Annotated in this window: 24 protein-coding genes; 16 read left to right on the forward strand and 8 right to left on the reverse strand. The window is 66.5% G+C overall.

Annotated elements, in window-relative coordinates:
- The 4 genes from NX784_RS17825 to yjgA are packed head-to-tail and all read right to left on the reverse strand — an operon-like array spanning nt 1 to nt 2,090.
- Nucleotides 1-198, reverse strand: a complete 198-nt coding sequence (locus NX784_RS17825; RefSeq protein WP_105376471.1) for a hypothetical protein — start codon at nt 196-198, stop codon at nt 1-3.
- Nucleotides 199-200: 2 nt separating this feature from the next.
- Entirely contained in the window at nt 201-869 is a 669-nt protein-coding gene (locus NX784_RS17830; RefSeq protein WP_258818036.1) for an alpha/beta hydrolase, read from the reverse strand.
- Complete coding sequence (gene mog / locus NX784_RS17835) at nt 866-1,501, reverse strand: molybdopterin adenylyltransferase (RefSeq protein WP_258818037.1); 636 nt, start codon at nt 1,499-1,501, stop codon at nt 866-868. Before mog ends, NX784_RS17830 begins: the two co-directional genes overlap by 4 nt.
- The gene (gene yjgA / locus NX784_RS17840; protein WP_258818038.1) at nt 1,485-2,090 is read right to left on the reverse strand and encodes a ribosome biogenesis factor YjgA; all 606 of its coding nucleotides are present in this window, start codon (nt 2,088-2,090) and stop codon (nt 1,485-1,487) included. The genes mog and yjgA overlap by 17 nt, the downstream gene beginning before the upstream one ends.
- 93 nt (nt 2,091-2,183) lie before the next feature.
- Between yjgA and pmbA the strand changes: the two genes are divergently transcribed.
- On the forward strand, nt 2,184-3,536 hold the full coding sequence (gene pmbA, locus NX784_RS17845) for a metalloprotease PmbA (RefSeq protein ID WP_258818039.1): 1,353 nt from the start codon (nt 2,184-2,186) through the stop codon (nt 3,534-3,536).
- 101 nt (nt 3,537-3,637) lie between these two features.
- Nucleotides 3,638-4,291, forward strand: coding sequence for an oxygen-insensitive NAD(P)H nitroreductase (gene nfsB, locus NX784_RS17850; protein ID WP_258818040.1), 654 nt, complete (start codon nt 3,638-3,640; stop codon nt 4,289-4,291).
- 75 nt (nt 4,292-4,366) lie between these two features.
- Here the strand turns inward: nfsB and NX784_RS17855 are convergent, their stop codons facing one another.
- Complete coding sequence (locus NX784_RS17855) at nt 4,367-5,503, reverse strand: M14 family metallopeptidase (RefSeq protein ID WP_258818041.1); 1,137 nt, start codon at nt 5,501-5,503, stop codon at nt 4,367-4,369.
- Between the two features lie 138 nt (nt 5,504-5,641).
- On the opposite strand from NX784_RS17855, the gene NX784_RS17860 reads away from it, so the two are divergent.
- The gene (locus NX784_RS17860; protein ID WP_258818042.1) at nt 5,642-5,896 is read left to right on the forward strand and encodes a DUF2442 domain-containing protein; all 255 of its coding nucleotides are present in this window, start codon (nt 5,642-5,644) and stop codon (nt 5,894-5,896) included.
- Here the strand turns inward: NX784_RS17860 and paaX are convergent, their stop codons facing one another.
- Nucleotides 5,897-6,823, reverse strand: a complete 927-nt coding sequence (paaX, locus tag NX784_RS17865; RefSeq protein ID WP_258818043.1) for a phenylacetic acid degradation operon negative regulatory protein PaaX — start codon at nt 6,821-6,823, stop codon at nt 5,897-5,899.
- Nucleotides 6,824-6,927: 104 nt separating this feature from the next.
- On the opposite strand from paaX, the gene paaA reads away from it, so the two are divergent.
- The 13 genes from paaA (at nt 6,928) to NX784_RS17930 (ending at nt 19,271) form a co-directional block, all read left to right on the forward strand.
- Nucleotides 6,928-7,914 (forward strand): 1,2-phenylacetyl-CoA epoxidase subunit PaaA, encoded by a 987-nt coding sequence (gene paaA / locus NX784_RS17870; protein ID WP_258818044.1) that lies wholly within the window; start codon nt 6,928-6,930, stop codon nt 7,912-7,914.
- Nucleotides 7,915-8,004: 90 nt separating this feature from the next.
- Nucleotides 8,005-8,289 carry a 1,2-phenylacetyl-CoA epoxidase subunit PaaB gene (gene paaB / locus NX784_RS17875; protein WP_036170214.1) on the forward strand — a complete coding sequence of 95 codons (285 nt, stop codon included), beginning with the start codon at nt 8,005-8,007 and terminating at the stop codon, nt 8,287-8,289.
- Nucleotides 8,290-8,296: 7 nt separating this feature from the next.
- Nucleotides 8,297-9,052, forward strand: coding sequence for a 1,2-phenylacetyl-CoA epoxidase subunit PaaC (gene paaC / locus NX784_RS17880; RefSeq protein ID WP_258818045.1), 756 nt, complete (start codon nt 8,297-8,299; stop codon nt 9,050-9,052).
- Nucleotides 9,052-9,573 carry a 1,2-phenylacetyl-CoA epoxidase subunit PaaD gene (gene paaD / locus NX784_RS17885; RefSeq protein ID WP_258818046.1) on the forward strand — a complete coding sequence of 174 codons (522 nt, stop codon included), beginning with the start codon at nt 9,052-9,054 and terminating at the stop codon, nt 9,571-9,573. The genes paaC and paaD overlap by 1 nt, the downstream gene beginning before the upstream one ends.
- Before the next feature lie 7 nt (nt 9,574-9,580).
- Nucleotides 9,581-10,660: a 1,2-phenylacetyl-CoA epoxidase subunit PaaE gene (paaE, locus tag NX784_RS17890; protein ID WP_258818047.1), complete on the forward strand. Its 1,080-nt coding sequence runs from the start codon at nt 9,581-9,583 to the stop codon at nt 10,658-10,660.
- Nucleotides 10,661-10,684: 24 nt separating this feature from the next.
- The gene (paaG, locus tag NX784_RS17895; protein WP_258818048.1) at nt 10,685-11,476 is read left to right on the forward strand and encodes a 2-(1,2-epoxy-1,2-dihydrophenyl)acetyl-CoA isomerase PaaG; all 792 of its coding nucleotides are present in this window, start codon (nt 10,685-10,687) and stop codon (nt 11,474-11,476) included.
- Nucleotides 11,473-13,002: a 3-hydroxyacyl-CoA dehydrogenase PaaH gene (gene paaH, locus NX784_RS17900; protein WP_258818049.1), complete on the forward strand. Its 1,530-nt coding sequence runs from the start codon at nt 11,473-11,475 to the stop codon at nt 13,000-13,002. The genes paaG and paaH overlap by 4 nt, the downstream gene beginning before the upstream one ends.
- A complete protein-coding gene (paaI, locus tag NX784_RS17905) occupies nt 12,995-13,438 on the forward strand; it encodes a hydroxyphenylacetyl-CoA thioesterase PaaI (protein ID WP_258818050.1) in 444 nt (147 codons plus the stop codon). The genes paaH and paaI overlap by 8 nt, the downstream gene beginning before the upstream one ends.
- A gap of 16 nt (nt 13,439-13,454) precedes the next feature.
- Complete coding sequence (gene paaK, locus NX784_RS17910) at nt 13,455-14,765, forward strand: phenylacetate--CoA ligase PaaK (RefSeq protein WP_258818051.1); 1,311 nt, start codon at nt 13,455-13,457, stop codon at nt 14,763-14,765.
- Between the two features lie 10 nt (nt 14,766-14,775).
- Nucleotides 14,776-15,981, forward strand: a complete 1,206-nt coding sequence (gene pcaF / locus NX784_RS17915; RefSeq protein ID WP_258818052.1) for a 3-oxoadipyl-CoA thiolase — start codon at nt 14,776-14,778, stop codon at nt 15,979-15,981.
- Nucleotide 15,982: 1 nt separating this feature from the next.
- On the forward strand, nt 15,983-16,576 hold the full coding sequence (paaY, locus tag NX784_RS17920) for a phenylacetic acid degradation protein PaaY (protein WP_258818053.1): 594 nt from the start codon (nt 15,983-15,985) through the stop codon (nt 16,574-16,576).
- A gap of 10 nt (nt 16,577-16,586) precedes the next feature.
- Nucleotides 16,587-18,638 (forward strand): phenylacetic acid degradation bifunctional protein PaaZ, encoded by a 2,052-nt coding sequence (gene paaZ, locus NX784_RS17925; protein WP_258818054.1) that lies wholly within the window; start codon nt 16,587-16,589, stop codon nt 18,636-18,638.
- Between the two features lie 42 nt (nt 18,639-18,680).
- Complete coding sequence (locus tag NX784_RS17930; protein ID WP_307736032.1) at nt 18,681-19,271, forward strand: cupin domain-containing protein; 591 nt, start codon at nt 18,681-18,683, stop codon at nt 19,269-19,271.
- 3 nt (nt 19,272-19,274) lie between these two features.
- Here the strand turns inward: NX784_RS17930 and NX784_RS17935 are convergent, their stop codons facing one another.
- Together NX784_RS17935 and NX784_RS17940 are read right to left on the reverse strand one after the other, a co-directional pair.
- Complete coding sequence (locus NX784_RS17935; RefSeq protein ID WP_258818055.1) at nt 19,275-19,946, reverse strand: HAD-IA family hydrolase; 672 nt, start codon at nt 19,944-19,946, stop codon at nt 19,275-19,277.
- 16 nt (nt 19,947-19,962) lie between these two features.
- Nucleotides 19,963-20,202 (reverse strand): hypothetical protein, encoded by a 240-nt coding sequence (locus NX784_RS17940; RefSeq protein ID WP_258818056.1) that lies wholly within the window; start codon nt 20,200-20,202, stop codon nt 19,963-19,965.
- Nucleotides 20,203-20,213 lie beyond the last annotated feature (11 nt).

Raw genomic sequence — 20,213 nt, forward strand, 5'->3', positions numbered from 1 at the left:
TTACGCCAGCGCTTCCTTCGCAGCCTGTTCCGGCGTCAAGCCTTCGTAGAACATGTCGGTGAACCACTCGACCTGTTCCTCGATGTGCTCCTGCGCCTGCTTCTGCGTGGCGCCGCCGGCGACCAGGTGGTGCTCGACCTCGATGCACCAGTGGATGAGGGCGAGCGTCTCGTCGTCGAGCTGTTCTTTCTTTGCCATGGTCAGCCCAGTACTTTCTTCAGCCACGCCGAGATGTCCTGGACTTCTTCCAGGCACAGCGAGTGCTGCATTGCGTATTCATGCCATTCGAGCGCGTAGCCCAGCGAGACGAGCAGGTCGCGCGACGCCTCGGCGCGGTTGAACGGCACCACGTTGTCGTAGCGGCCGTGCGCCATGAAGATCGGCGTGGATTTGCCGGCTTCCGTGCGCTCCGTCCCGAGTTGCGCCGACAGCGGCACGTAGCCCGACAGGCACAGCAGGCCCGCCAGCCGTTCCGGATGGCGCAGGCCCGTCTGGATGGCCATCGCGCAGCCTTGCGAAAAGCCGGCCAGCACGATGCGCGACGCGGGGATGCCGCGGGCCTTTTCGCGCGCGATGAAGGCTTCGATGTCCTGCTGCGACGCGCGCAGCCCGTTCTCGTCCTCGCGCCGCGTGAGTTCCAGGCCGCTGATGTCGTACCAGGACCGCATCACGTAGCCGTTGTTGATCGTGACCGGCATCGTCTTCGCGTGCGGGAAGATGAAGCGGATGCCGGGCAGGCCGGCGAGGTCAAGTTCGCGCACCATCGGCACGAAGTCGTTGCCGTCGGCGCCGAGGCCGTGCATCCAGATGATGGCGATCCCGGGGTTGTCGTTGGTCTCGACCTGGATGTGTTCGAGCAGTTCGCTCATGCGGTGTCCTTGGTTCGTTGCGCCGCTTGTCGTTGCGCCGATTTCGGGCGGAAGGCCTTGCAGACCCCGGGATCGGTTTCGGCATACGGGCCGCCGATCAGGTCGATGCAATACGGGACGGCCGCGAAGATGCCGCCGACGACTGTCTTGCCGTCCGCGTCCTTCAAGCCTTCCAGCGTTTCCTTGATCGACTTGGGCTGGCCCGGCAGGTTCATGATCAGCGCGGCGTGATCAAGCGTCTCGCGGATCACGGCCGTCTGGCGCGACAGGATCGCCGTCGGCACGAAGTGCAGGCTGATCTGGCGCATCTGCTCGCCGAAGCCGGGCATCTCCTTCGTGCCCACGGCCACAGTCGCTTCCGGCGTGACGTCGCGCCGCGCGGGGCCCGTGCCGCCCGTCGTCAGCACGAGGTGGCAGCGCACCGTGTCGACCAGTTCGACCAGCGTCTGCTCGATGCTGGCGCGGTCGTCCGGGATCAGCCGGGTCTCGACGCGGAAGGGCGTGACGAGCGCGGCTTCCAGCCACTCGCGCAGGGCGGGGATGCCCTTGTCTTCGTAGACGCCGCCGCTGGCGCGGTCCGAGACCGACACCAAACCGACGACGAGCTCGTCGACTTTATTGTCCAGACTCATCGTCTTCTTCCTCGTCTTCCGAGGCTTCCTCTTCCGCAGCGGCCTTCGGCGCCTTGGCCAGGTCCTTCAGGATCTGGAAGATTTCGCGGTAAGCCTTGGGCGGCTTGTTCTCGGCCTGTTCCTTGCGGGCGTTGCGGATCAGGGTGCGCAGGTGCTGCACGTCCAGATGCGGGTGTTCTTCCAGCAGCTGGGTGAGGGCCTTGTCGTCGGCCAGCAGCTTGTCGCGGCGGCGCTCCAGCGCGTGCAGGGCGGCCGCTTCGGCCTTCGACGTGCCTTTCCAGCTTTCGATGGTGCGCTGGATGACGGCGACTTCTTCCTCGTCGAGGGTGCGCATCAGCTTGCCGACGAATTGCAGCTGGCGGCGCCGGCCTTCGTGGTTGGTGATGGTCTGGCACATGAGGATGGCGTCGCGGACTTCGTCCGGCATCGGGACGCGCTTGACGCGGTCGCGCGGGGCCTCGATGAGTTGTTCGCCGAGCTTTTGCAACTCGTTACTCTGGCGCTTGAGTTCGGACTTGGAAGGGCGGTCGTATTCCTGGTCGAACTCGTCGGAGCGGAAGCCGACGGAGCCGCGGTTGGCATTTGGCATGATGATCTGGATTCGTCAGGCGCACGGCCCGGCGGTAAAAACGGTAAACGGCTGCTATGATAACTGTTTTAGGGCTCGCCACGAAAAACGCACATGAACGACACCGTCTTCACCCACACCCAGGATCAGCTCAAGCAGCTCGCACAGGACGTGCTGGCCATTGCCAAGGAAACGGGCGCCAGCGACGCGTCGGTCGAGATCAGCGAGGGTAGCGGACTGGCGGTGACGGTGCGCAAGGGCCAGGTCGAGACCATCGAACAGAACAAGGACAAGGGCATCGGCGTGACCGTCTACTGCGGCAAGCGCCGCGGCCACGCGAACACGTCCGACTTCTCGCGCGACTCGCTGCGCGCCACTGTCGAGGCCGCGTACAACATCGCCCGCTTCACCGCCGAGGACCCGGCCGCCGGCCTGCCCGACGCCGACCTGCTGGAAACGAACCCCCGCGACCTGCGCCTGTGCTACCCATGGGACATCAATGCCGAGGATGCCGTCGCCATCGCCCAGCGCTGCGAGGCGGCCGCGTTCGCCGTCGACAAGCGTGTGACGAACAGCGAAGGCGCCAGCGTCTACGTGCAACAGTCGCACTTCGTGGCGGCGAACTCGCTGGGCTTCTGCGCCGGCTACCCGTTCTCGCGCCACACGCTGTCCGTCGCGCCGATCGCCGGCAAAGGCGCCCACATGCAGCGCGACGACTGGTATTCGTCGGCGCGCGATCCGAAGAAGCTGGGCGACCCGGAAAAGATCGGCCGCTATGCCGCCGAACGCGCCCTCGCGCGCCTGCATGCGCGCAAGCTCGACACGCGCACGTGCCCCGTGCTGTTCGAGGCGCCGCTGGCCGCCGGCCTGCTGGGCGCTTTCGTCCAGGCAACCTCGGGCGGCGCGCTGTATCGTAAATCGAGCTTCCTGCTCGACTCGCTCGGCAGCAGCATCTTCCCGTCGCACATCCAGATCGTCGAAGATCCGCACCTGATCGGCGGCGTGGGCTCGGCCCCGTTCGACGAAGAGGGCGTGCGCACGCAGCGCCGCAAGGTCGTCAGCGACGGCGTGCTGCAGGGCTATTTCCTGTCGTCTTACTCGGCGCGCAAGCTGGGCATGCAGACGACGGGCAACGCGGGCGGTTCGCACAACCTGGAACTCGTCTCGACCGACACGAAGATCGCCGACGATTTTGAAGGCATGCTGCGCAAGATGGGTACCGGTCTGCTCGTCACGGAACTGATGGGGCAGGGCACGAACTACGTCACGGGCGATTATTCGCGCGGCGCGTCCGGCTACTGGGTCGAGAACGGCGTCATCCAGTACCCCGTCGAAGAGATCACCATCGCGGGCAATATGAAGGACATGTTCCAGGCTATCGTCGGCGTCGGCAACGACGTGCTGACGCGCGGTAACAAGTCGACGGGGTCGATCCTGCTCGAGAAGATGGTCATCGCGGGCAATTAAAAACCGCCAACCGTCGCGCGTGCGGATCCGGGTTACGCCGCACGCGATTGCCGGGTTCCTGCAATAATGTGCAGATGCACATTATTCACGAAAGGAACCCGATGGATATTCTCGCCGCCGCCCGCAAGCGCTACACCGCCAAGGCCTACGACCCGTCCCGCCGCGTGCCGGAAGAGACGATGCAGCAGATCTACGAGGTGCTGCGCAACAGCCCGTCGTCCGTGAACTCCCAGCCGTGGCACTTCATCGTCGCCAGCACGCCGGAAGCAAAGGCGCGCCTGGCCAAAGGCGTGCAAGGACCGTACAGCTACAACGAGGCCAAGATCCTGAATGCCTCGCACGTCATCCTGTTCTGCACGCGCGTCGACGCGGAAGGCGGCCACCTGGACCATCTGCTCGAGCAGGAACAGCGCGACGGCCGGTTCAAGGACGATGCCGCCAAGGCGGGCCAGGCCAAGGGTCGCCTCGGCTACGTCAACCTGCACCGCTACACGCTGAAGGACTTGCCGCAGTGGTTCGAGAAGCAGGCCTATATCGCGCTGGGCAACGCCATGCTGGCCGCCAGTGCGCTGGGCGTGGACACGACGCCGATGGAAGGCCTCGATCCGGCCGCGCTGGACGCGGAACTGGGCCTGCACGAGAAGGGCCTCGCCAGTCTCGTCCTGCTGGCCTTCGGCTACCATGCCGACAGCGATTTCAATGCCGCGCTGCCGAAGTCGCGGCTGGCGCAGGAGCAGGTGTTCACGTTCCTGTAAGCAGCATGAAAAACGCCACGGTGCGCGGAGCGGCCGTGGCGTTCGTCGTTCCAGACGGGGCCAGCGCCCCGTTTTTCATTTCTCCAACTGACGGACCGCTTGCAGCACCGGCTGCAGCACCGCGGCACCGAGGCGCGCACTGCGGGCGCCGTCCCAGCCGACTTGCGGATCGGGGTCGTTGGCGTTGTCCTTGAACGGCAGTTCCAGCGTGAGCGACAGGCAGCCGAACGCGTGCGTCACGTACGGCGAACCCATCGTCAGCACCTCGTCCGTGTATGGCTCCTTCGGGTAGCCGTGGACGTCCTGGAAGTCGGGGCTGGCGATCATGAACGCGTCCGAGAACGCTTTCTGCGCGGCGGCCTGCTCGGCGGTAAAGGTGGGCAGCGCGTCGGAGCCGGCGATGAAGACGTACGGCAGGCCCTCGTCGCCATGGACGTCGAGGCACAGGTCGACGCCCGTCTCTTCCATTTTCTTGCGCACCAGGAAGACTTCCGGGCTGCGTTCCATCGACGGGTTCAGCCACTCGCGGTTCAGGTTGGCACCCGCCGCGTTCGTGCGCAGGTTGCCGCGCACGGACCCGTCCGGGTTCATGTTCGGCACGACGTAGAACACGGTCTCTTTCAGCAGCTGGCGGCCGAACGGGTGGGCCGGGTCGAGCAGGGCGTCGAGCATGCCTTCGACGAACCACTCGGCCATCGTCTCGCCCGGGTGCTGGCGCGCGATGACCCAGACGGTCTTCTTGCCGGCGTCCGGCTCACCGATGACGAGCAGGTTCAGGTCGCGGCCGTCGATGGTCGAGCCGAGGTCCAGCATGCGCACGTGCTCCGACATCTGGGCGCGGTCCAGCAGTTCCAGGTGACGCTCCCACGAATAGGGTTCGAAATAGGCGTAGTAGACGCTGTCCATCGCGGGCGTGTGCTCGATCGTCAGCACCTGGCCGTCGAAGCGGGTCGGCACACGGAACCAGTTGACGCGGTCGTAGCTGGCCATCGCCTGGTAATCCTCCCAGCCCTTCGGATACGCGGACTGGCCGGCGTTGAGCAGGCGGATCGCGCACGGCTCGCCCTGCGCGCCCTGCAGGCGGAAGTAGAACCACTGGGCGAAGTCGGCGTGGGAATCCTTGCGGATGTTCAGGTCGATGGCGTGCGCGCTCGTGGCGTTCACGATCTCGATGGCGCCAGCGTCGAACTGGCTGCTGATCTTGATAGACATGGTGTGTCCTGTTGTTGTTGGCTGTGAGGCGGCATGATACCGCTTTCGCCGGCGGAATCGGATGCTCTGCTCGCGCGCAAAGGATGATGCCGTGGCCTTTGCTACTGTTCTTGCTTGGCCTCATCGAGGAGACGGAGCATGACGACTATCCGCGTGGCGCGGCCGGAAATCACGAGCATCGACCGGCGCGGCTTCTGGCTGCGCTGGCGCGAGGAAGAGCTGTACCTGCCGTTCGCGCTGTTTCCCTGGTTCGAGCATGCGACCGTCGCTCAGCTGTGCCGCATCGAACACCTGGGCCGCGAATGCCTGTACTGGCCTGGGCTCGACCTGGAACTCGCGCTGGACCGGATCCGCCATCCGATGGCCGCCGCGCAGTTCGCCGTCGATTGCTGATCAGCGCAGTCCGCCGAACCGGTCGTACAGGCCCGCATCGGCCTCCGGCGCGTCCGCATCCTCGCGCCGCAGCACATCCATCAGGTGTCGTTCGGCCGGCTCCCAGACGAGACGGTAGATCGCCTGCGCCAGCGCATACGCTTCCGACCCCGGCCAGGGCTGCGGCAGCAGCGCGAGCGGCAGCATCGGATCGTGCAACTGGACGCGGCGGTAGGCATGAATCAAGAGGGTGCGCACGATGAATGCCTGCTGAGGCGCCGGTGCCGGTTCTCCGCGCAGCAGGTCAAGCAACGGGGTGAATTGCTCGATGAAGCGGCGGTAGCCCGTCACGACGGCCGACAAGTCCCAGCCTTCGCGCACAAGTTCCGCCAGCGGGCGCGCGCCGACGTCCGGCAGCTCCGTCGCCGCGCACACGAAGACCTTGCCGCTGGCTTCCACGCGCCGCAACACCTCGGCCACGCCGTCCAGGTCGGCCGCCGGATGCGCGAGCAGGCCCGGCGCCAGCATGGCAAAGCCTTCCCATTCGAGTTCCTTGCGCACGGCCGCGCGCAGGGCGCTGTCGATGCTGCCGTTGGGCGCGAGCAGCAGGGTCCAGCGGCCGTCCCAGTCCACGCCCGGCGCGGCATAGATGCGATGGTTGGCGCGAGCGAAGCGGGGCGCGGCAGCGGGCCGCAGCGCATAGCTGCTGCGCCGGCCCTCGCGCTGCGCGACGAGCCAGCCTTCCTGCACGAGACGGAACACGCTCGTGCGCACGAGCCGGTCCGTCACGTCGAGCGGCGCCATCAGTTCGATCAGGCTGCCCAGCCACAGCCGGGCGCCGTGCGGTGCGATGGCGTCGCCGAAGATCGTCATCACGAGCGATTTGGAACGGGGCGGGTCGGTCTCGAGGAAGTGGGCGATCCACTCCTGGCTGCTGGTCTGGGTCATGGGCTGCGATTCTACCTCGTCTCAATATGATTCAAAATTTCGCTATACATCTCAATTCTTGTATCGTATTATGGATTCAGACAGATCGCAAACGGAGACTGATCATGTATGCACAGATGGTGGACACCGGCCTGAAACAGGTCCAGACCCGCGCCGACATGAGCGAGGAAGAGCAGGCGTTCCAGGCGCGCATCGACGCCGGCGTCAAGATCGAGCCGAAGGACTGGATGCCCGAGGCCTACCGCAAGACCCTGATCCGCCAGATTTCCCAGCACGCGCATTCCGAGATCGTCGGCCAACTGCCCGAAGGCAACTGGGTGACGCGCGCGCCCACACTGAAGCGCAAATCGATCCTGCTGGCCAAGATCCAGGACGAAGCCGGCCACGGTCTGTACCTGTACAGCGCCGCGGAGACGCTGGGCGTGTCGCGCGACGAGCTGCTGGCCGCCCTGCACGCGGGCAAAGCCAAGTACTCGAGCATCTTCAACTATCCGACCTTGACCTGGGCCGACATCGGCGCCATCGGCTGGCTCGTGGACGGTTCCGCGATCATCAACCAGATCCCGCTGTGCCGCTGCTCGTACGGCCCGTATGCACGGGCGATGATCCGCGTGTGCAAGGAAGAGTCGTTCCACGCGCGCCAGGGCTACGACATCATGATGAAGCTCGCGCAGGGCTCACCCGAACAGAAGGCGATGGCGCAGGACGCCCTGAACCGCTGGTGGTGGCCGTCGTTGATGATGTTCGGCCCGTCCGACGCGGAATCCGTCAACAGCGCGCAGTCGAGCGCCTGGCGCATCAAGCTGTTCTCGAACGACGAGCTGCGCCAGCGCATGGTCGACCAGACCGTGCCCCAGGCCGAATTCCTCGGCCTCACGATTCCCGATCCCGACCTCAAATGGAACGAAGAACGGGGCCATTACGACTTCGGCGAGATCGATTGGGAAGAGTTTTATAACGTCCTCAAGGGGAACGGGCCGTGCAACAAGGACCGGCTGCGTACGCGCGTGAAGGCCTACGAGGATGGCGCGTGGTTCCGCGAGGCCTTGGTGGCGCATGCAGACAAACAAGCATCGAGAAAGGCGGCATGACGTAGGGTGGACGGCTCCGCCGTCCACACGGTGATACGCGTCATCAATTCCGCCGCAGCCGCACAGAACACCAGAAACATGGAGACAGCAATGAGCAAAGAATGGCCCCTGTGGGAAGTCTTCATCCGCAGCCAGCACGGCCTGGCCCACAAGCACGTGGGCAGCCTGCACGCGCCGGATGCCGAGATGGCGATCAACAATGCGCGCGACGTCTACACGCGACGCAACGAAGGTGTATCGATCTGGGTGGTGAAGGCCGCCGACATCGTCGCCTCGAGCCCGGCCGACAAGGACGCGCTGTTCGAACCGTCGAACAGCAAGGTCTACCGCCACCCGACCTTCTTCCCGATGCCGGAAGAAGTCAAGAACCTGTGAGTCGGCCGTGGATGCCAACAAATTCGACTACCTCCTTCGCCAGGGCGACAACGCCTTGATCCTGTCGCAGCAATTGTCGCAGCTGTGCGGCAAGGGCCCGGCGCTCGAAGAAGACATGGCGCTGACCAACGTCGCCCTCGACCTGCTCGGCCAGACCCGGATGTGGCTCACGTATGCCGGCGAGCTCGAAGGCGAGGATCGCGACGAGGACCGCCTCGCCTACCTGCGCGACACCCGCGACTTCCGCAACTGCCTGCTCGTCGAGCAGCCGAACGGCGACTACGCGCAGACGTTGACGCGCCAGTTCCTGTTCGATACGTGGCATTACTTCCTGATGCGCGGCCTGGCCGATTCCAGCGACCGCCGCATCGCGGAGATCGCGGAAAAATCGATCAAGGAAGTGACGTACCACCTGCGCCGCAGCGGCGACCTCGTCGTGCGCCTGGGCGACGGCACGGACGTCAGCCGGCGCAAGATGCAGGACGCGCTGGACGAGCTGTGGACCTACGCCGGGGAGATGTTCATCTACGACGACGTCGACCAGGCGATGGTCGAACAGGGCGTCGCGCCGGCTGCCGAAGGGCTGCGCGCAGCGTTCCTCGGCCACGTCGCCGAGGTGCTCGACGAAGCCACGCTGACGATGCCGCCGCCGGATGCGTACGTGCAGCGCGGCGGCAAGCAAGGCCGCCACACGGAGCGCCTCGGCTACATCCTGGCCGAGATGCAGTTCCTGCAGCGCGCCTACCCGGGCGTGGCATGGTGATGGCCGCGTCGCGCATCACGGCCGACCGGGTGCGGGCCTGGCTGGGCGAGGTTCCGGATCCGGAGATCCCGGTGATCTCGGTCGTCGACCTGGGCATCGTGCGCGACGTGGACGTGGCCGACGACGGCGCATGTGTCGTCACGATCACGCCGACGTATTCCGGCTGTCCCGCGATGGACGTCATCGCAGAGGACATCGACAAGGCGCTGCGCGCGCGCGGCGTGGACAACCTGCGCATCGTCACCCGCCTGTCGCCCGCGTGGACGACGGACTGGATGAGCGACGCCGGCAAGGCCGCGCTGAAAGGCTACGGCATCGCGCCGCCGGTGCAGCAGGTGATCGACATCAGCGCGCTGACCCGCGGCGTGAAGCGCCATGCCATCGAGCAGCCGATTGTGGCGTGCCCGCATTGCGGCTCGACGCACACGCGCCTGACCAGCCAGTTCGGTTCGACCCCGTGCAAGGCCTTGTACCAATGCCTCGACTGCCGCGAGCCGTTCGATTACTTCAAATGCCACTGAGGCTGACATGAGCAAGTTCTACCCATTGACCGTGGCGCACGTGAAGCACGAGACGCGCGACGCCATCGCCGTCACTTTCGACGTCCCGCCCGATTTGCGCGACGCATTCAAGTACTGCCAGGGCCAGCACCTGACCTTGCGCGCGACGATCGACGGCGAGGACGTACGCCGCTCGTATTCGATCTGCGCTGCCGTGCAGGACGACAAGCTGCGCGTCGCCATCAAGCGCGTGCAGGGCGGCCTGTTCTCGACCTGGGCCAACGAGGCCCTTCGGCCCGGCGTCACGCTCGACGTGATGCCGCCGGAAGGCCGCTTCAATCTGCCGCTCGAGCCGGACAGCCGCCGCCACTACCTCGCGTTCGCGGCCGGCAGCGGCATCACGCCGATCCTCTCCATCGTCAAGACCACGTTGATCGCCGAGCCGCACAGCCGCTTCACCGTGTTGTACGGGAACCGCGCGTCGTCGTCCGTGATCTTCCGCGACGAGCTGGCCGAGCTGAAGGACCAGTACATGGAGCGCTTGAATCTCGTCTACGTGATGAGCCGCGAGCACCAGGACATCGAGCTGTTCAACGGCCGCATCACGCAGGACAAATGCCGCCAGCTGTTCAAGCACTGGCTGCGCGTGGCAGACGTGGACTACGCCTTCATCTGCGGGCCGGAAGACATGATGCACGGCGTCTCCGCCGCGCTGCAGGAAGCGGGCATGCCGAAAGAGCGCATCCGCATCGAACTGTTCGTCGCCGGCGCCGCGCAAGAGCCGCGCAAGCCGCGCCGCCATGCGGTGGACGACGCGCACCACCTTACCGAAGTCACCGTGATCATGGACGGCAACCACGCCAGCTTCACGATGGACCGCGACAAGGAATCGATCCTCGACGCCGGCCTGCGCGCGGGCCTCGACATGCGTTACTCGTGCAAGGGCGGCGTGTGCTCGACGTGCCGCTGCAAGGTGCGCGACGGGCAGGTCGACATGGACGTCAACTACGCGCTGGAAGATTACGAGGTCGCGCGCGGCTTCGTGCTGAGCTGCCAGAGCTTCCCCGTGACGGACAAGGTCGTCGTCGATTTCGACGTGATCGAGTAAGAGAATAACAACGAGGAGACACGCATGACTTACGAAACGATCCTGTTCACGATCGAACAGGGCATCGCCACGCTCACGCTGAACCGCCCCGATCGCCTGAACAGCTTTACCCAGGCGATGCACCTCGAAGTGCGCGATGCACTCGAGCGCGTGGAACAGGAGAAGTCCGTGCGCGTGCTGCTGCTGACGGGTGCCGGCCGCGGTTTCTGCGCCGGCCAGGACTTGAACGACCGCGCCGTGGAACCGGGCGCGCCCGGCGTCGACCTGGGCGGGTCCGTCGAAAAATTCTATGCGCCGCTCGTGCTGACGTTGAAAAGCCTGCCGCTACCGGTGATCTGTGCCGTCAACGGCGTGGCCGCCGGCGCGGGCGCCAATCTGGCGCTCGCCTGCGACATCGTGCTGGCGGCGAAATCCGCATCGTTCATCGAAGCGTTCTGCAAGCTGGGGCTGATCCCCGATACGGGCGGCACCTGGGTGCTGCCGCGCCTCGTCGGCCCCGCGCGCGCGATGGGCCTCGCCCTGCTGGGCGACAAGCTGCCGGCCGAGAAGGCCGAGCAATGGGGCCTGATCTGGCGCTGCGTGGCGGACGAGTCGCTGATGGACGAAGCGCTGACGCTGGCCCGCCACTTCGCCACCGCGCCGACGAAAGGCCTCGCGTTCACGAAGCGGGCCATGCAGGAAAGCTGGGGCAACACGCTGGAACAGCAGTTGCAGCTGGAAGCCGGGATGATGCGCGAACTGGGCTACAGCCACGATTACCGCGAAGGCGTTGCCGCGTTCATCGCCAAGCGCCAGCCGCAGTTCAAAGGGGAATGAGCATGGCACTGGACAAACGCAGCGTCGTTGCCGTCATCGGCAGCGGCGCGATGGGCTCCGGCATCGCCCAGGTCGCGGCCATCGCGGGACACACCGTGAAGCTGTTCGACACCCGTCCGGAAGCCGTCGACAACGCGATCGCGGGCATCGTCAAGGCGCTCGCGCGGCTCGTCGAAAAAGGCCGCATGGGCGCTGCGGAAGCAGACCTCGCGCGTGAGCGCGTGCACGCGATGCGCGCGCTGGACGACGCGAAGGACGCGGCACTCGTGGTCGAAGCCGTCGTGGAAGACCTCGACGTCAAGCGGACATTGTTCGCGAAACTGGAAGAGGTGGTCGTCCCCGACTGCATCCTCGCGACGAACACATCGTCGATTTCCGTGACCGCGATCGGTGCGCAGTTGAAACGCCCGGAACGCCTGGTCGGCATGCATTTCTTTAACCCCGTGCCGCTGATGGCGCTCGTGGAAGTGATCTCCGGCCTCGCCACCGACAAGGCTGTCGCCGACACCGTGTACGCGACCGCGGCGGCCTGGGGCAAGAATCCCGTGCACGCGAAGTCCACGCCGGGCTTCATCGTCAACCGCGTGGCACGCCCGTATTATGCGGAGGCGCTGCGCCTGCTGCTCGAACAAGCGGCCGACCCGGCCACGATCGATGCCGTGATGCGCGACTGCGGCGGCTTTCGCATGGGGCCTTTCGAACTGATGGACCTGATCGGCCACGACGTCAATTACTCGGTCACGCAATCCGTGTTCAACGCCTATTACGGCGACCCGCGCTTCGCGCCCTCGATCGTGCAGCAGGAACTGGTGAACGCCGGCTTCCTGGGCCGCAAGACGGGCCGCGGTTTCTATCGCTACGGCGATGACGCGGCGATCCCGCAAGCGCAGGCCGAGGCGGCGCAGCCGTGTCCTGCGCAGGTGACGCTCGTCGGCACCCATCCGCTGTTCGATGCAATCAAGGCGCGCCTGCACGACGCCAGTATCCCAGTGGCGACGGCGGATGGCGCGGTGCCGGCCTTCCACGCGGGCGGTGCAATCGTCCTGACGGACGGCCGCAGCGCAACGCAGCGCGCGCTGGATGAGCGCAACCCGAACACGATCGTGTTCGACCTGCTGCTCGACCCGGCCAAGGCCACGCGCATCGCGCTGGCCCGCGCCGACCAGTGCAGCGACGCGGCGTACAACGCGGCCGTCGGCCTGTTCCAGCACGCCGGTTTCACGGTGACGCGTCTCGACGACGTGCCGGGCATGGCCGTGATGCGCACCGTCGCGATGCTGGCCAACGAGGCCCTCGATGCGGTCAGCCAGGGTGTGTGCTCGGTGGCCGCCGTCGACATCGCGATGCAGAAGGGCGTGAACTATCCGCGCGGTCCGCTGGCGTGGGCCGATGCAATCGGCCTGCGGCACGTGCTGACCGTGCTGGCCAATCTCGGCGCCGCGTATGGCGAAGACCGCTACCGTGTGTCGCCGCTGCTGCGCCGCAAGCTCGCGGCCAATCCCGACGGAGCGCGCATCCATGCATAACGATCCGCAAGCAGTGGCTGTCCTCGCGGGCAAGACCATGTACGAGCGCGACCCGGCCAGCCAGGCATTGGGCATGACGCTCGACGCGATCCGCCCCGGCTACGCGCGCATGCGCATGCGGGTGCGCGACGACATGCTGAACGGCCACGGCACCTGCCACGGCGGCTACATCTTCATGCTGGCCGACAGCGCCTTCGCGTTCGCCTGCAATTCGCACAATTTCAATACCGTGGGCGCCGGCTGCACGATCGACTACCTCGCGCCGGGACGCGCGGGCGACGTGCTCGTGGCCGAAGCCGTCGAGCAGGCGTTGTCCGGCAAGACGGGCGTCTACGACGTCGTCGTGACTGACCAGGACGGGCGCAAGATCGCGCTGTTCCGCGGGAAGTCGCACCGCGTCGCCGGCCACGTGGTGCCGGTCGACGCGGCCATGTGAAACGGAGGAGGACACGATGGTGCAACACATCCCGCAACCCGGCGATCTGGAGCCGATCGAGCGCGCGAGCCGCGACGAACTGCAGGCCTTGCAGCTGGAGCGGCTGAAATGGAGCTTGAAACACGCCTACGACAACGTGCCGCACTATCGCCGCGCGTTCGATGAAGCGGGCGTCCATCCGGACGATTTGACAACGCTGGCGGACCTCGCGAAATTCCCGTTCACGGAGAAGAAGACGCTGCGCGAACAGTATCCCTTCGGGCTGTTCGCCGTGCCGCGGGAGCAGGTCGTGCGCGTGCACGCGTCGTCCGGCACGACAGGCAAGCCGACCGTCGTCGGCTACACGCAGCGCGACATCGACACGTGGGCCGACATCGTCGCCCGCTCGATCCGCGCCGCGGGCGGCCGTCGCGGCGACATGGTGCACATCGCCTACGGCTACGGCCTGTTCACGGGCGGCCTCGGTGCCCACTACGGCGCCGAGCGCCTCGGTTGCACGGTCGTGCCGATGTCGGGCGGGCAGACGGAAAAACAAGTCCAGCTGATCCAGGATTTCAAGCCGTCGATCATCATGGTGACGCCGTCGTACATGCTGAACATCGTCGAGGAATTCAAGCGCCAGGGGCTCGATCCGGCAAGGTCGTCGCTGCAGATCGGCATCTTCGGCGCCGAGCCGTGGACAGACGCGATGCGCCGCGAGATCGAGGAACGCGCGGGCATCGATGCCGTCGACATCTACGGCCTGTCCGAAGTGATGGGGCCCGGTGTCGCGAGCGAATGCATCGAAGCGAAAGACGGTCCCGTGATCTGGGAGGATCACTTCTACCCCGAGATCATCGACCCCGACACGGGCGAGGTCCTGCCGGACGGCGCGGAGGGCGAACTCGTATTCACGTCGCTGACGAAAGAAGCGCTGCCGATCATCCGCTACCGCACGCGCGACCTGACGAAACTGCTGCCGCCGACGGCACGCTCGATGCGCCGCATGGGCCGTATCAGCGGCCGGTCGGACGACATGCTGATCATCCGCGGCGTGAATGTGTTCCCCAGCCAGGTCGAGGAACTCATTTTGCAGATGCCGGCGCTGGCGCCGCACTACCAGCTCGTCGTCACGCGCGACGGCCACCTCGATGCGCTGGCCGTCCATTGCGAACTGCGCGAGGGCGGTGCCGACAACGTGGATGCGCTGGCCAGGGACCTGCAGCACCGCATCAAGACGTATATCGGCGTGACGACGGCCGTGACCTTGCTGCCCCCGCTGGGCATCGAGCGCTCGCTGACGGGCAAGGCGCGCCGCGTCGTCGACAAGCGGCCTAAAAACAACTGAGGAGATTTCAATGACTGACGCATTCATCGTCGACGCCATCCGCACCCCGTTCGGCCGCTTCGGCGGCGCCCTGTCCGGCGTGCGCGCGGACGACCTGGCCGCGCTGCCGATCGCCGCACTCATCGCCCGCAACCCGGGCATCGACTGGTCGCAGGTCGACGACGTCCTGTACGGCTGTGCGAACGGCGCCGGCGAAGACAACCGCAACGTGGCCCGGATGGCCGCGCTGCTGGCCGGCTTGCCGCCGAGCGTACCCGGCTCCACGATCAACCGCCTGTGCGGTTCGAGCCTGGACGCCGTCGGCAGCGCCGCGCGCGCCATCCGCGCGGGCGAAGCGAACCTGATCGTCGCGGGCGGTGTCGAGAGCATGACGCGCGCCCCGTTCGTGATGGCCAAGGCCGACAGCGCATTCTCGCGCACGGCGAAGATCGAGGACACGACCATTGGCTGGCGCTTCGTGAACCCGAAGATGAAGGCGCAGTACGGCATCGACTCGATGCCGGAGACGGCGGAAAACGTGGCGCGCGACTTCGGTATCGCACGGGGCGACCAGGACGCGTTCGCGCTGCGCAGCCAGCAGCGCTGGGCGGCGGCGCATGCGGCCGGCATCTTTAAAGACGAGATCGTGCCGGTGACGCTGCACGGTAAGAACGGCGAGTCGCGCGTATTCGATACGGACGAGCACCCGCGTCCGGACGCGAGCCTAGAATCGCTGGCCCGTCTGAAAGGTGTCGTGACGCCGGACGGCACGGTCACGGCGGGCAATGCGTCCGGCGTCAACGACGGTGCCTGCGCCGTGCTGGTGGCGTCCGGCACCGCGATCGATAAATTCGGCCTGACGCCGCGCGCCCGCATCGTCGGCATGACGACGGTGGGCCTGGCGCCGCGCATCATGGGCTTCGGCCCCGCGCCCGCGACGAAGAAACTGCTGGCGATGACGGGGCTCACGATCGGCCAGATGGACGTCATCGAGTTGAACGAAGCGTTCGCGTCGCAGGGCCTGGCCGTGTTGCGCGACCTGGGCCTGCCGGACGACGCGGCGCACGTGAACCCGAACGGCGGTGCGATTGCCATCGGCCACCCGCTGGGCGCATCGGGCGCGCGGCTCGTGACGGCGGCCGTCAATCAATTGCACCGCACGGGCGGCCGCTACGCGCTGTGCACGATGTGCATTGGCGTAGGTCAAGGCATCGCCCTCATCGTGGAACGCGTCTAGCATGGTCAAGGTCTATGAAATCGATGGGCTGCGTCCCGTCGTGCATCCGACGGCGTACGTGCACCCGACGGCGGTGCTGATCGGCGACGTGATCGTCGGCCCGCGTTGCTACGTGGGCCCGCTCGCGTCGCTGCGCGGCGACTTCGGGCGGTTGATCCTGGAAGAGGGGGCGAACGTGCAGGACACGTGTGTGATGCACGGTTTTCCGGAAGACGACACGGTCGTCGAAGTGGACGGCCACATCGGCCACGGCGCCGTGCTGCACGGCTGCCGCGTGGGACGCAATGCGATGGTCGGGATGAATGCCGTCGTGATGGACAAGGCCGTCGTCGGCGCGGAATCCATCGTCGGTGCCGCGGCGTTCGTGAAGGCCGGCATGGTGATCCCGCCGCGCAGCCTCGTGCTGGGTGCGCCGGCGAAGATCGTGCGGGCGGTGTCCGACGAGGAGATTGCCTGGAAGAGCTATGGCACGCGGCAGTACCACGATTTGAATGTGCGCTCGATGCGCACGATGCGCGAAGTCGAGGCGCTGGCGGAAGTCGAGCCAGGCCGGCCGCGCATCGTGTTCGATGAGCCGCACAAGCCAAAACAATGAGGAGACGAGGATGCACACCCCAACCACCCTGCAAAGCCTGATCGCCGGCCGCTGGCTCGGCACGGAAGCGCACCAGCCGCTGCACAGTGCCCTGGACAACCAGCTGATCTACCACACGCACGCCGACAAGATCGCCTTCGGCGAAGCCGTCGCGTATGCGCGCAAGACGGGCGTGCAGGCGCTGATGCAGATGGATTTCCAGAAGCGCGCCCAGCGCCTGAAAGCGCTCGCCGCCTACCTGATGGAGCGGAAGGAAGAGCTGTATGAAATCTCGCACCTGACCGGGGCCACGCGGCCCGACAGCTGGGTCGACGTCGAAGGCGGCATCGGCACCTTGTACGCCTACGCCAGCATCGGCGGGCGCGAACTGCCGTCGTCGAACGTGCTGCACGAAGGCCCGGCCATGGCGCTCGGCAAGCGGGGCGGTTTCGCGGGCACGCACATCCTCGTGCCGCGCGGCGGCGTCGCCGTGCACATCAACGCGTTCAATTTTCCGATCTGGGGCCTGCTGGAAAAATTCGCGCCGAGCTTCCTCGCCGCGATGCCCTGCATCGCCAAGCCGGCCACCGCGACGAGCTATCTCACGCACGCCGTCGTCAAAATGATGATGGAGTCGGGCCTGTTGCCGGAAGGCTGCCTGCAGCTCGTCATCGGCTCGACGGGCGACCTGCTGGACCGCTTGAACGGCTTCGATGCCGTGACGTTCACGGGCTCCGCCGACACCGCCGCCAAGCTGCGCGGCAACGCGAACCTGATCCGCGAATCCGTGCCGTTCACGGCCGAGGCGGACTCGCTGAACGCCGCGATCCTCGCGCCGGACGTCACGCCGGACGACGAGGAACTGGACCTGTTCGTCAAGGAAGTGGCGCGCGAGATGACGGGCAAGGCGGGCCAGAAGTGTACCGCGATCCGCCGCGTGATCGTGCCCGAGCACCTCGCGGACGTCGTGGGCGAGCGCCTGCGCGCGCGTCTTGCGAAGATCGTGGTCGGCAATCCGAAGGTCGAGGGCGTGCGCATGGGCGCGCTCGCGTCGCTGGACCAGCACCGCGACGTCAGCGAGCGCGTGGAGATGCTCGCGCGCGGCAATGAAGTCCTGTTCAGTGCCCGCGACGGCTTCCAGCCCGTGGGCGACGGCGTCGCGGCCGGCGCGTTCTTCGCGCCCACGTTGCTGCTGTGCCGCAACGCGATGGTCAACGACGCCGTGCACGATATCGAGGCGTTCGGCCCCGTCAGCACGATGATGACCTACCGCGACGTCGACGAAGCGCTGGCGCTGGCCGCGCGCGGCAAGGGCAGCCTTGTCACGACGTTGGTCACGAAAGACCCGGCCATCGCGGCGCATGCGGTGCCCGTGGCGGCCGCGTCGCATGGCCGCGTGCACATCCTCGACCGCGTCGCGGCCGTGGACTCGACGGGCCACGGTTCGCCGTTGCCGATGCTCAAGCACGGCGGTCCGGGTCGCGCGGGCGGTGGCGAGGAACTCGGCGGTATCCGCGCGGTCAAACACTTCCTGCAGCGGGCGGCCGTGCAGGGTTCGCCGACGATGCTGGCGGCCGTCACGGGCGAGTATGTGCGCGGCGCGGCCGTCAAGGAATCGGACGTGCATCCGTTCCGGCGTTACTTCGAAGACCTGGAGATCGGCCACTCGCTGCTGACGCACCGCCGCACCGTCAGCGAGGCCGACATCGTCAACTTCGGTGGCGTCTCGGGCGATTATTTCTACATGCACTTCGACGAGATCGCCGCGAAAGACACGCAATTCGGCAAGCGCATCGCACACGGCTACTTCGTGCTGTCGGCGGCGGCGGGCCTGTTCGTGTCGCCGGCCCCGGGCCCCGTGCTGGCGAACTATGGTCTCGACAACCTCCGTTTCGTCGCGCCGGTGGCGATCGGCGACACGATCCGCGCACGCCTCACGTGCAAGCGCAAGGTCGACCGCAACCGCACCGACGACCAGGGGCGCGGGCAGGGTGTGGTCGCGTGGGATGTCCAGGTAACGAATCAGAACGACGAACTCGTCGCAAGTTACGATATCCTGACGCTGGTGCAAAAGCGCGGCTGAGGAAGGGCCAAGGCCGCGCGTGAACTGATAAGGAGTGATCCAATGTCGCGGCTAGACCTGAGCAGTATTCCCGTGCTGACCGGTACCGGGTATCCCGATCCCTTCGCCGAAGCCGTCAATGGCCGCAGCAAACAGGCGCTGGGCGACGCCGGCGGCCTGACGCAGTTCGGCGTCAACCTCGTCGAGCTGCAACCCGGCGCCGCCTCGTCGCAGCGCCACTGGCATACGCACGAGGATGAATTCGTGACGGTCGTCTCCGGCGAGTTGACGCTCGTCACGGACGAAGGCGAAACCTTGATGCGCGCGGGCGATTGCGCGGCATTCCCGGCCGGGCGGCCGAACGGCCATCAGCTCATCAATCGCGGTTGGGGCAACGCGCTGTTCCTGTGCGTGGGCTCGCGCATTCCCGAGGACAAAGCCCACTATCCGGATATCGACCTCATGTACGACGGCAAGACCGACAGCTATGCCCACCGCGACGGCACGCCGTACCCGAAGCGCGATACGCGCGCATCGGCGCTGCCGGCCGCAGGCATGGGTACGCCCATCGAAACGGACGAAAAGACCCTCAAGCCGCGCGTCTTCCAGGCCGACCATGGCGAGCAGGCCGGCATCAGTCAGCACGAACCCTGATCGTTACGGCCGCCGCTGCACGCGCAGCAGGCCGTCCGCCGTCGTCACGGCACGCAGGTCCACATAGTCAAGTACCGCAGCGACGTCGGTGTCGAGCGGATGCGTGTGCGTGACCGTCACGACGATGCTCGCTATGCCGGCCGCGGCCGCCGAGCGCAGGCCGGCGAGTGTGTCTTCGAACACGAGGCAATCTTCCGGCTTCACGCCCAGCTTGCGCGCGCCCAGCAGGAACGGGTCGGGTGCGGGCTTGCCCCGTTCGACGTCCTCGGCGGCCACGAGCACTGCGGGCAGCGGCAGGCCGGCCGCGGCGATGCGCGCCTCGGCCAGGGCGCGCGGTGCCGACGTGACGATGGCCCAGCGTTCGGCCGGCAGGCTCGCGATGAAGGCGGCGGCGCCTGCGATGGCTTCGATCCCGGCCACGTCCTCGATCTCGGCGAGCGTGATGCGCGCGGCTTCCGCCACAGGGTCGACGCCGGGCAAGTCCAGCGCGCGGATCGTTTCTTCCGTGCGCTTGCCGTGGATGGTGGGCAGGAAGGCGGCCACGTCGAGCCCGTGGCCGGCGGCCCAGTCGCCCCAGACCCGCTCCGCGGCCTTGATCGAAGTGAGGATGGTGCCGTCCATGTCGAACAGGAAGGCGGCGAAGTCGCGCTGGGGCAGGGCTGGCGTTGCGGTCATGGATCTCTCTTGTGGATTAATGCCGGCGTGAGTTTATCTTGCGGGCGTAGCGGTCGTGGACGTGCTGGCTGATGAAGCTCGACAGTCCGCGTCCGGCACGTGCCAGTTCCTGCATCGTGGCGATGTTGGCGGCGCCGGCGCTGTCTTCCGTGTAGAGATAGCGTTCGCCATTGCGGAACTGGACGATGATCTGGCCGGCATCGATGTCGTAGGCGACGACGCCGGATTCGCGGCTCTGGTTGCCGTAGCGTTGCATGGTGCTCTCCG

It is taken from the genome of Massilia pinisoli (genome assembly GCF_024753285.1).
GTDB classification, from domain to species: Bacteria; Pseudomonadota; Gammaproteobacteria; order Burkholderiales; family Burkholderiaceae_D; genus Telluria; species Telluria pinisoli.

What these genes read in the sequence shown, in the direction of transcription:
- pcaF (WP_258818052.1), top strand. Translation starts at nt 14,776, where the DNA reads ATGACTGACGCATTCATCGTCGACGCCATCCGCACCCCGTTCGGCCGC.
- yjgA (WP_258818038.1), bottom strand. Translation starts at nt 2,090, where the DNA reads ATGCCAAATGCCAACCGCGGCTCCGTCGGCTTCCGCTCCGACGAGTTC.
- paaG (WP_258818048.1), top strand. Translation starts at nt 10,685, where the DNA reads ATGACTTACGAAACGATCCTGTTCACGATCGAACAGGGCATCGCCACG.
- paaH (WP_258818049.1), top strand. Translation starts at nt 11,473, where the DNA reads ATGAGCATGGCACTGGACAAACGCAGCGTCGTTGCCGTCATCGGCAGC.
- paaI (WP_258818050.1), top strand. Translation starts at nt 12,995, where the DNA reads ATGCATAACGATCCGCAAGCAGTGGCTGTCCTCGCGGGCAAGACCATG.
- nfsB (WP_258818040.1), top strand. Translation starts at nt 3,638, where the DNA reads ATGGATATTCTCGCCGCCGCCCGCAAGCGCTACACCGCCAAGGCCTAC.
- paaX (WP_258818043.1), bottom strand. Translation starts at nt 6,823, where the DNA reads ATGACCCAGACCAGCAGCCAGGAGTGGATCGCCCACTTCCTCGAGACC.
- NX784_RS17825 (WP_105376471.1), bottom strand. Translation starts at nt 198, where the DNA reads ATGGCAAAGAAAGAACAGCTCGACGACGAGACGCTCGCCCTCATCCAC.
- pmbA (WP_258818039.1), top strand. Translation starts at nt 2,184, where the DNA reads ATGAACGACACCGTCTTCACCCACACCCAGGATCAGCTCAAGCAGCTC.
- mog (WP_258818037.1), bottom strand. Translation starts at nt 1,501, where the DNA reads ATGAGTCTGGACAATAAAGTCGACGAGCTCGTCGTCGGTTTGGTGTCG.
- NX784_RS17935 (WP_258818055.1), bottom strand. Translation starts at nt 19,946, where the DNA reads ATGACCGCAACGCCAGCCCTGCCCCAGCGCGACTTCGCCGCCTTCCTG.
- NX784_RS17940 (WP_258818056.1), bottom strand. Translation starts at nt 20,202, where the DNA reads ATGCAACGCTACGGCAACCAGAGCCGCGAATCCGGCGTCGTCGCCTAC.
- paaK (WP_258818051.1), top strand. Translation starts at nt 13,455, where the DNA reads ATGGTGCAACACATCCCGCAACCCGGCGATCTGGAGCCGATCGAGCGC.
- paaB (WP_036170214.1), top strand. Translation starts at nt 8,005, where the DNA reads ATGAGCAAAGAATGGCCCCTGTGGGAAGTCTTCATCCGCAGCCAGCAC.
- NX784_RS17855 (WP_258818041.1), bottom strand. Translation starts at nt 5,503, where the DNA reads ATGTCTATCAAGATCAGCAGCCAGTTCGACGCTGGCGCCATCGAGATC.
- paaZ (WP_258818054.1), top strand. Translation starts at nt 16,587, where the DNA reads ATGCACACCCCAACCACCCTGCAAAGCCTGATCGCCGGCCGCTGGCTC.
- NX784_RS17930 (WP_307736032.1), top strand. Translation starts at nt 18,681, where the DNA reads ATGTCGCGGCTAGACCTGAGCAGTATTCCCGTGCTGACCGGTACCGGG.
- NX784_RS17830 (WP_258818036.1), bottom strand. Translation starts at nt 869, where the DNA reads ATGAGCGAACTGCTCGAACACATCCAGGTCGAGACCAACGACAACCCC.
- paaA (WP_258818044.1), top strand. Translation starts at nt 6,928, where the DNA reads ATGTATGCACAGATGGTGGACACCGGCCTGAAACAGGTCCAGACCCGC.
- paaE (WP_258818047.1), top strand. Translation starts at nt 9,581, where the DNA reads ATGAGCAAGTTCTACCCATTGACCGTGGCGCACGTGAAGCACGAGACG.
- NX784_RS17860 (WP_258818042.1), top strand. Translation starts at nt 5,642, where the DNA reads ATGACGACTATCCGCGTGGCGCGGCCGGAAATCACGAGCATCGACCGG.
- paaD (WP_258818046.1), top strand. Translation starts at nt 9,052, where the DNA reads ATGGCCGCGTCGCGCATCACGGCCGACCGGGTGCGGGCCTGGCTGGGC.
- paaY (WP_258818053.1), top strand. Translation starts at nt 15,983, where the DNA reads ATGGTCAAGGTCTATGAAATCGATGGGCTGCGTCCCGTCGTGCATCCG.